Below are 7656 nucleotides of genomic sequence, written 5' to 3' on the forward strand. Positions count from 1 at the left end.
TCTCGTAACCCACCAGGGTAACGCGGGCTGCCTTGACCATGGCGTCGGCAGCTTCTACCACTGCCGGGAACCCGCGGGTTTCGATCATTCCAACTGCAATAGGCATATCAACTCTCCACTTTTGAACACACTCAGTTCCTGAACGCTGTCGAACCCAGTAGCAAGGCAAAGTGATCTCGCTTGTTGGGTTCGCTCATGCAATCTCCTTTCGATTTCATCAGAGAGATCCTCTGCCCAAATCTCGATTGACAGCTTTTCCCGGCGACACCTACCCCAGCCACCAGAGACCCCCCTCTGAGGGGAGAAGGCTCTGAGCCACAGACCTCCAACTGAAGTCAGAACAGGTTGTAGGAGCCATCAGGGTTAAGCGCAACTGTCACTCAGGCGGGCAAAGCTGCCAGCTCTGAGCTAAGTCCACATCTTTCTTGTACACAATCGATCATACAAAATCGATTAGGACGACTCAGAGAAGGGATCCCCGACTTAACAAAATGATATCCCCACTCAATCCTGGACGAAAATCAATATTTTTAATTAGCACGATAGCTTTTTATTAAGAGAGGTAAAAATGTTGTCAGCTTAAAAATAATTCTTGATATCTTTTCAACTTTTGTCGTTATCGGCGCAGCGAGGGGGGCACTTCCAGGCCGTGGGCTTCCATGAGGTCGGCTCGGCCCATCAGGTGGGCTGGGGATCCCTGGGCCCAGATCCGCCCTTGATCCAACAGGATGACCTGATCGCACACCTCCAGGATCAGCTCCAGATCGTGGGAAGCCAGCAGAAAAGTGTGGGCGGCCTGTTGCAAAAAAACTATCAACCGGCGCCGGGCTCGCAAATCGAGGTTGGCTGTCGGCTCATCGTAGAGCACCAACTGGGGCTGCATCGCCAGGATCCCGGCAATGGCAACCATGCGCTTTTCCCCACCAGAGAGGTGATGGGGGGGACGATCGGCCAAATGGAGGGTGCCGGTCATCTGCAGGGCGGCCTGAACGGCAGCCGCAATCTCCGCCTCAGGACGGGCCAAATTGCGCAGTCCGAAGGCCACATCTTCGGCCACCGATGGGGCAAACAGTTGGTCGTTGGGATCCTGAAACACCAACCCCACCTCAGGGCGAAACTGGCCGGGCCGCAGCGGCTGGCCAAACAAACTCACCTGGCCAGAGCAGGGGGGCAACAGGCCGCAGAGGGTGAGGAACAGGGTAGTTTTACCCGCGCCATTGGGGCCGATCACCCCCAGATGTTGCCCAACCTCGACCCGTAGATCCAGCCCTTGCAGCACCGGCGGATGACCGGGATAAGCTGTCCACAATTGGTTCACCTCCACCGCCGGCACCGGGTTCATAGCAAAGCTAGGGCATCCGCACGTCTTTCCAGCGCTCCTGGGTGGCCGTGGGGGTAAGTTGCAAGGTGGGCACACTGGGGCTGGTGAGGTCAATCTGGACGATGTCGTCGGGCGTACACTCGCAGTAGCGGCGCAGATCCCGCATTTGGTTGAGGGTCTGAATTTGCAAGGGCAAGCGGTCGGAAATTGGCCCCAGGTAGACGTTGCCCAGCTCAGTATGCAGGGTAATTCCCGCTCCAGATTGCCAATCCACTGCCCTGATCTGAATTTCAGACTGCTGTAAAGCCCTGAGCAACAGCGCCCATTGCTCTGGGGTGTGGTTCTCCCAGCCCAGCAGCTCCAGCTCAGGCCAAGACGCGGGGGAACGGTAGGGATCCGGAGACAGCCAGTTGCCTTGGACATCCACCCAGCCCAGTTGGTTGCCCCATCGCGCGCGCGCCACAGGTTGCCGTTCCCGCACCTGGACGATGACACCCACCGGCAGCAGCCGCCGCTGCACCTGGACGCTTTCGATGGGAGAGGGGCGGGTCGGGGATCCCAGCAAAGCCCTTTCCAAAGCAGCCGGTTGCACCTGCCAAATGTTGAGGGGATACTGCAGGGGCAATTGTGCCCGTATCCAGGCGGGATCGACCCAGTGGGCACCCTTTACCTGAATCTGTTCTGGCTGACGAATTTGCCAGTGGGGCTGCCGTAGGCCCAGCACCAGCAGCGCCAAGAGGGTCATCGAACCGGTCAGGCGCCAGGATCCCTGCCAGAATCGGCTGCGCCGTTGCCGACGCAAAAGCTGCCTACGCTGCAGGATTTGTTCACGGTTGGGAGCAGCCAGGAGTGCCATGGATCCCCCTTCACCCCATCACGGGGTATGCAGATGGGGAACATTCCATGCTTCTATTCAACCCGCAATCTCCTGAACCTGATCCGCCCGCAGCCAAACCGTAGGGGTGGGAACAGCCCCAAACTTAATCTGCAGGTAGTCACCTTTGATATCCACGACTTCTCCGGGGGTCTCGAAAACGTAGTTGGGAATAAAAGGATCGCTTGCCTGCGCTTCTAAGCTACCCTCCAGTTTCTCGCGGATGGCCCGCACCAGGGTGCCTCGCTTAATCGCCATTGCTCCTCCTCAAGTTCAGTCGCGGATTAGTCGGCTCGATAGCAGTTGTATCACGCCTGCCGCTGCCGTGAAGAAGAAAGCTGGGATCCAGCCTCTGGTTGGCTCTGACAGGGATCAACCTGAGTTTGGCTTATTTGCGTTTTAGGCTGCGGGCCATATTGCGGAAGGTATCCATGTCCGATCCCCCTTGACGGCGTGGGCTTACTCCGCTGCTGCTTGAAGCGGAGGATCCCTGCTCAGCAGCAGTTTCAGGAGTTTTGGCTGCCTCTGCGGACAACTTAACTTTACCGAGGGAAGAGACCTGCTCCACCACCTCCACCTTCTCCTTACTGCCGAAATCCTGGAAGGTGTGCTTCACGATCCTGGGGGTGCGCATGTACTCAATGTTGCCAAGGGTTTTGGCTTCATCTGGGTCGAGAAAAAAAGTATTGTCGTTTTTCGCTTTCTTTGGGGTTGGCTTAGCAACAGTTTCCGGTGAGGACGTGGCCGCAGCTTTGCCGCGCGAGCCGAAAAAGCGCTTGAAGATGCCTACCATGGTCGTTTTGCCTGCAATGGGAAGGAAGTTGAGCCGGATCCCTAGGCACTGATATTGGCCACCCGCCCTTGGCAAGGTGAGGGCCAGGCCCGGTCATGAAATAATGTTAAGCCAACTTAGAGCACCCTGCCCTCCGGGGCAGAAGGGTTTCTGGGCCAAGTGCTTGTGGCTGCTCTGACCAGTTTGAGTTCCCCTGCTCTCCGGCCTGCTGGGCGACTGTCCTCACCCCTTTTCCCAAAACGAGAGAGCTGACCTGGGAGGATTAGACCGCCTTACGGAAGCCATCATCCAGGGGATTGTTCAGAACTAGCTCTGTAGACTCCGCACGCAGTTTAATATGACCTGCAGGTTTTTCAGCCCTAAGGCTTTGGACGAACGGGATCCCTGCCCCACAGAAGCTGCATTGCGCATTGCTAAATACAATCACTTTAAGCACACTTTAAGCAGGAAGGAGACTTTTCCGTCTGTGTTGCTTCCTAGCTCCTCTCTCCCTATGGGAGAGGGGTTGGGGGTGGTTGCGGAAGCGGCGCAGAGCGTTTGGACGGCACTGCGTAGCAATTAGTAAAGTGTCTTAATCTAACTTGAAATGACTATGTGATGATGTAGTGAATAGAGTTGTCTCAATCCAGCCAGACTAAAATCGTCGGCTTATGCCCAGCTCCTCTCTTCTAGAGAGACCTCAGGTGTGCTGTTCCAGCCAGCAGTGACTATACGGACATACAACGAAATAAGAAGCCCAAAAATCACTCTAGCCCCAGGCAAGCACAAACCATAGTAGCAGCTGTGCCCCTAGAGCGGCCTGCCAAGAAAACCTTGCTACCGAGCTTGTGAGGTGTAGTGCACTTCAACCCTGAGAGGAGCGCCCAGGTTCAAGGCAGTGCCAATACACCGGGCCAAGATTTGAATGTTAAGCCGCTGATCCGTCGATTCTAAACTTGTTGCAAGCCGACTCTTGCTTGGACCAACTACGGGTGAACGCTGTACGCTCATCTTAACAGACTCCCTATTTTGGTGAGGGCTGAACAACCAACTGACTTTCAGGTGATGTTATTGAGGAATCTCAAAGGAATACCGACCAGCAGCATCCAAGAACCTGCTCTTTGAGATTAGGATGATTTGCCCTTCTTGTGCATCGACAACCCTACGGATTTGTTAGGCAAGACACTCTTGGACTTTAAGGGATCCCACGGAAAAAGAATCTCTACTTTGCGAAACTTTGCGAAGCACTTTTGGGTAGAGATGAGGACGACCCGGAAAACTGGCTCTCGGTTCCCTGCGCACGCTCGCCAACTGCCAAGATGCTCTACCCCAAGTGGTTGGGGATCCAGCCGCATCGGGTTGCCTAGCAAAAGTGTTGCTATAGACCCGCGAGAGAGTTCTGCTGTTTGACAGGTTCTGTCTGCTGTGGTCTTCTGTAAAGAATGGATGTTGCCGCTCCATGGGTGGGCATGCTCTATTTTGGGATGAGCCCCCTTATAATGAACATTAGGAATCCAAGTGTCCCTGCTGTCCCTCCGCCTGGCTGGGTTCTCTTCACTGCATACAAGGGAACAACCGAGCCGCAAAGTCCGGGATAGCTGCTGTTGCGTTTTGAGAGGAATCCATGTCTCTAGTTTTTAACCTGGTGAAGCGTTTGCAGCTCATCCTGCTCAGCCTTGTGGTTGGGGGGTTGGCTGTGGCGTTCTTGTCCAACCCTGCTGCTGCCGAGACCTACATTGTCAAAATGGGATCCGACAAAGCCCAGTTGGTCTACGATCCGCCTTCTCTCACCATCAATCAAGGGGATACCGTCCAGTGGGTGAACAACAAGGTCTACCCACACAATGTTGTCTTCGACAAGGTGCCCGGTGGAGATGCGGCTCTGGCCGCCAAGCTCTCCCACAAGGCACTGCTCACTGCTCCTAAGCAGGTGGTGGAGTCGGCTTTTGTTGATGTTCCTCCAGGTGAGTACACCTACTACTGCACGCCCCACCGTGGGGCCGGAATGGTCGGCAAGATCATCGTGAACGGCTAAATCCACACCCCAAGTGCTGAACTTCTAGGGATCCCACTTTTGGTTTTGCCTTGCTGGACAGGGATCCCTGCCTTTAGCATAAAAGTTAGCCCTCTCAGGAGTGGGAGGGCTTTTTAGCGAATGAATACGCATCTAACCGGCTTGTCTTCGAGCCGCACAAGTTTAGTCCACAAACGGGTTCTCTATGACCACCAGCGTTAAAGGTTACCTGCTCTTGGCCGTTTCCTGCCTCAGCGCCATTGCTGCTGTTGGCTCAATTTTCGAGTTGGCTTCTGGCGAGCCGGATTTTGGCGTCGGCCCCACCAGCATCATCTTGGTTGTCGCTGCTCCATTGGCTGTTTGGCTGTTTCAGGCTGCGGTTGGAGCGGCACGGGCCGGCAATACGGCCGGGAAGGGAAGCAAAAAGAAAAAATGAGGAGACGGTGAGAACCCTGAGCAAATGGATATGGGGTCAGCAGGTTTGCTTCAAGGAGACCTCAGACTCCCTCTCAATTTCAGTCAGTTGGTGAAACTCCGGCAAGAGCTCCCGGTTCTGCACAGTTCCAAGAGCTGATTCCAAGCCGGCGGTAGCTAGGGTACAACTGGAGCCAGAACCATTCAGTACGGTCTCGGCGACCCGTCCATCTTTGCCGATCCGATATTCCACCTTGATGTACTCAGGCATCCGCACTCCACTGGTTACCGATCAACAACAGGTTCTTCCCCATTCTAGTTCTTGCTTCCTTTTCCTGGGCTAGATCTGGCTGGGCTCTATGGCTTCTGCTCGTCCCCCCTTCCAGGCTGCCAAAAGGGATCCCGGGATCCGGCGAGACCTCGGCTTGGGTGTGGGGGCATTGGTGTGTGTGGTGCTGATCGGCACCCTCTGGTACCACGGGGTGGAGCAGTGGCCTTGGGTGGAAGCTTTTTACATGACCGTTATCACCCTAACCACCGTGGGCTTCATGGAGGTGGGGCCGCTGGGGGAGCGGGGGCGTTTATTTACGGTGGCCTTGATCCTGATGGGGGTCTTGAGCATCGGCTTCATGGTGAATCGCTTTACAGAGGCCCTCATCCAGGGACATTTTCAGGAAGGGATCCGGCAACGGAAATGGAAGAAACAGATGGAAGCGCTGAACAACCACTACATCATTTGCGGTTTCGGGCGCATTGGCCGGCAGGTGGCCCAAGAGTTTCGAGCAGAAGGGGTGCCATTTTTGGTGATCGATCAGTCTGCTGAGGCGATTCAGGTGGCTCAAGAGCTGGGATATGTGGCTCTCCAGGGGGATAGTACTCTAGATGCCACTTTGCTCGAAGCGCGGGTGCAACAGGCGGAGGGGCTGATTGCCGCCCTGTCTTCCGATGCCGAGAACCTCTACGTGGTCTTGTCGGCCCGCACCTTGAACCCCCGCATTCGCACCATTGCCCGCGCCAATACGGAGGAGGCTTTGCAAAAACTGCAGCGGGCGGGCGTTGCCCATGCCATTTCTCCTTACATCACGGGCGGAAAACGCATGGCGGCGGCTGCCCTGCGTCCTCGGGTTGTGGACTTTGTGGATGGCATCCTTGCCGGTCGGGATCGCACTTTCTACCTGGAGGAGTACGAGCTGGCAGCCCAAGAATGTCCTTATGTCGGGCAAACCCTACGGAAAGCCGATTTGCGCAACCGATCCGGAGCTTTAGTGGTGGCGATTCGACGGGCGGATGGCCAGTTGATCGGTGGCCCCAGCGGAGAAACCCTGTTGCAGCCGGGGGATCTGCTGTTGTGCATGGGCACCGCAGAGCAGTTGCGTCGGCTTGGACAGTTGCTCTATCCACGCCCGTAGCAGCCCGTTCTCCACCTGGGTAGCCTGGCTCAAATCCGCCTCAGGATACTGGGGCCGTGAGAGTCGGTGCCGCAGGTTTTCAAAAGTCCGTAGGCCTCGGCCAACTCTTCCGCTTTCTCCGTCACTTCCGGGCTAGGGATCCAAATCTCCGGGTTTTTGTAGGCGTAGTAGACCTCAAGGCCATCTATTCCCAACTCCGCTGCGGCTGGGACAATTTCCTCTGCAGGCAGGCAATAGCGAAAGGGATGGGCCAACACCGCCAAGCCTCCTGCCGCTTGAATGGCCTGGATCGCGTCGGCGGCGGGCAAGCCGGGAACCTGCTCCCCTTGGGCAAAGGGATCCAGGACACCATCGGTGGGATCGAAGCCGTAGCCGAGAATATGCACTTCACAGCCCAACAGGTTGGCTGTGATCTCGATCCCCGGCCACAGGATGGGGTCGTCGGGACGATCCAGGTGGGCGCGGGCTCGCTCGTAGCCCTTCAGGGTGTGGTGATCGGTGATGGCTAGGCCCTTGAGGCCGTGCCGGCGCGCCTGCTCCGCCAGATCCACGGGATCCATCTGCCCATCCGAACAACGAGTGTGTAGGTGAAAGTTGTACTGCAAGGGACAAGAACGAGGGCCAACCCCCTGTAGCACCTGCCGCAACTCCCCAGCAGAAGGCACCACGCAGGGATCCCGTTCCAAGCTGACAACCATAGCCACCCTTGGGTTCTGAAGTTTTATTAAGCATGTCCCCCCATTGTAGCCAGGGGCAAGGGTCAGTGCTATGGGTCAAAGACTAGTAAACTACCCGACCCTGACTGCTTCGCAGTACAGGGCGGGCTTTCGGTAGCCCTGCAGTTGGCAAGCC

The 7656-nt window shown here is 56.3% G+C and carries 10 protein-coding genes; 3 read left to right on the plus strand and 7 right to left on the minus strand.

Features of this window, described 5'->3' with window-relative positions; all coding sequences use genetic code 11:
* The 5 genes from NW839_RS10875 to NW839_RS10895 form a co-directional block, all read right to left on the minus strand.
* Positions 1-106: BMC domain-containing protein (locus NW839_RS10875; RefSeq protein ID WP_414343793.1), on the minus strand; the 106-nt coding region annotated here is incomplete at its 3' end.
* Between the two features lie 510 nt (positions 107-616).
* Positions 617-1342: an energy-coupling factor ABC transporter ATP-binding protein gene (locus tag NW839_RS10880; protein WP_414343792.1), complete on the minus strand. Its 726-nt coding sequence runs from the start codon at positions 1340-1342 to the stop codon at positions 617-619.
* Positions 1343-1349: 7 nt separating this feature from the next.
* Positions 1350-2177, minus strand: a complete 828-nt coding sequence (locus NW839_RS10885; protein ID WP_414352010.1) for a cell division protein FtsQ/DivIB — start codon at positions 2175-2177, stop codon at positions 1350-1352.
* 57 nt (positions 2178-2234) lie between these two features.
* Positions 2235-2453, minus strand: coding sequence for an NAD(P)H-quinone oxidoreductase subunit O (gene ndhO / locus NW839_RS10890; RefSeq protein WP_414352011.1), 219 nt, complete (start codon positions 2451-2453; stop codon positions 2235-2237).
* 130 nt (positions 2454-2583) lie between these two features.
* Entirely contained in the window at positions 2584-2988 is a 405-nt protein-coding gene (locus tag NW839_RS10895; protein WP_414352012.1) for a hypothetical protein, read from the minus strand.
* Positions 2989-4591: 1603 nt separating this feature from the next.
* Here NW839_RS10895 and petE point away from each other — a divergent pair.
* Positions 4592-5002, plus strand: a complete 411-nt coding sequence (gene petE, locus NW839_RS10900; protein ID WP_011433401.1) for a plastocyanin — start codon at positions 4592-4594, stop codon at positions 5000-5002.
* Positions 5003-5186: 184 nt separating this feature from the next.
* Complete coding sequence (locus NW839_RS10905; RefSeq protein ID WP_011433402.1) at positions 5187-5417, plus strand: hypothetical protein; 231 nt, start codon at positions 5187-5189, stop codon at positions 5415-5417.
* A 36-nt stretch (positions 5418-5453) separates the two neighbouring features.
* Here NW839_RS10905 and NW839_RS10910 read toward each other — a convergent pair whose 3' ends face one another.
* On the minus strand, positions 5454-5666 hold the full coding sequence (locus NW839_RS10910; RefSeq protein ID WP_414352013.1) for a DUF2997 domain-containing protein: 213 nt from the start codon (positions 5664-5666) through the stop codon (positions 5454-5456).
* A gap of 88 nt (positions 5667-5754) precedes the next feature.
* On the opposite strand from NW839_RS10910, the gene NW839_RS10915 reads away from it, so the two are divergent.
* Entirely contained in the window at positions 5755-6804 is a 1050-nt protein-coding gene (locus tag NW839_RS10915; RefSeq protein ID WP_011433404.1) for a potassium channel family protein, read from the plus strand.
* 29 nt (positions 6805-6833) lie between these two features.
* Here the strand turns inward: NW839_RS10915 and NW839_RS10920 are convergent, their stop codons facing one another.
* The gene (locus tag NW839_RS10920; RefSeq protein ID WP_414352014.1) at positions 6834-7502 is read right to left on the minus strand and encodes a PHP domain-containing protein; all 669 of its coding nucleotides are present in this window, start codon (positions 7500-7502) and stop codon (positions 6834-6836) included.
* Positions 7503-7656 lie beyond the last annotated feature (154 nt).

This window comes from Synechococcus sp. R5-15 (genome assembly GCF_047462035.1).
Classification (GTDB): domain Bacteria; phylum Cyanobacteriota; class Cyanobacteriia; order Thermostichales; family Thermostichaceae; genus Thermostichus.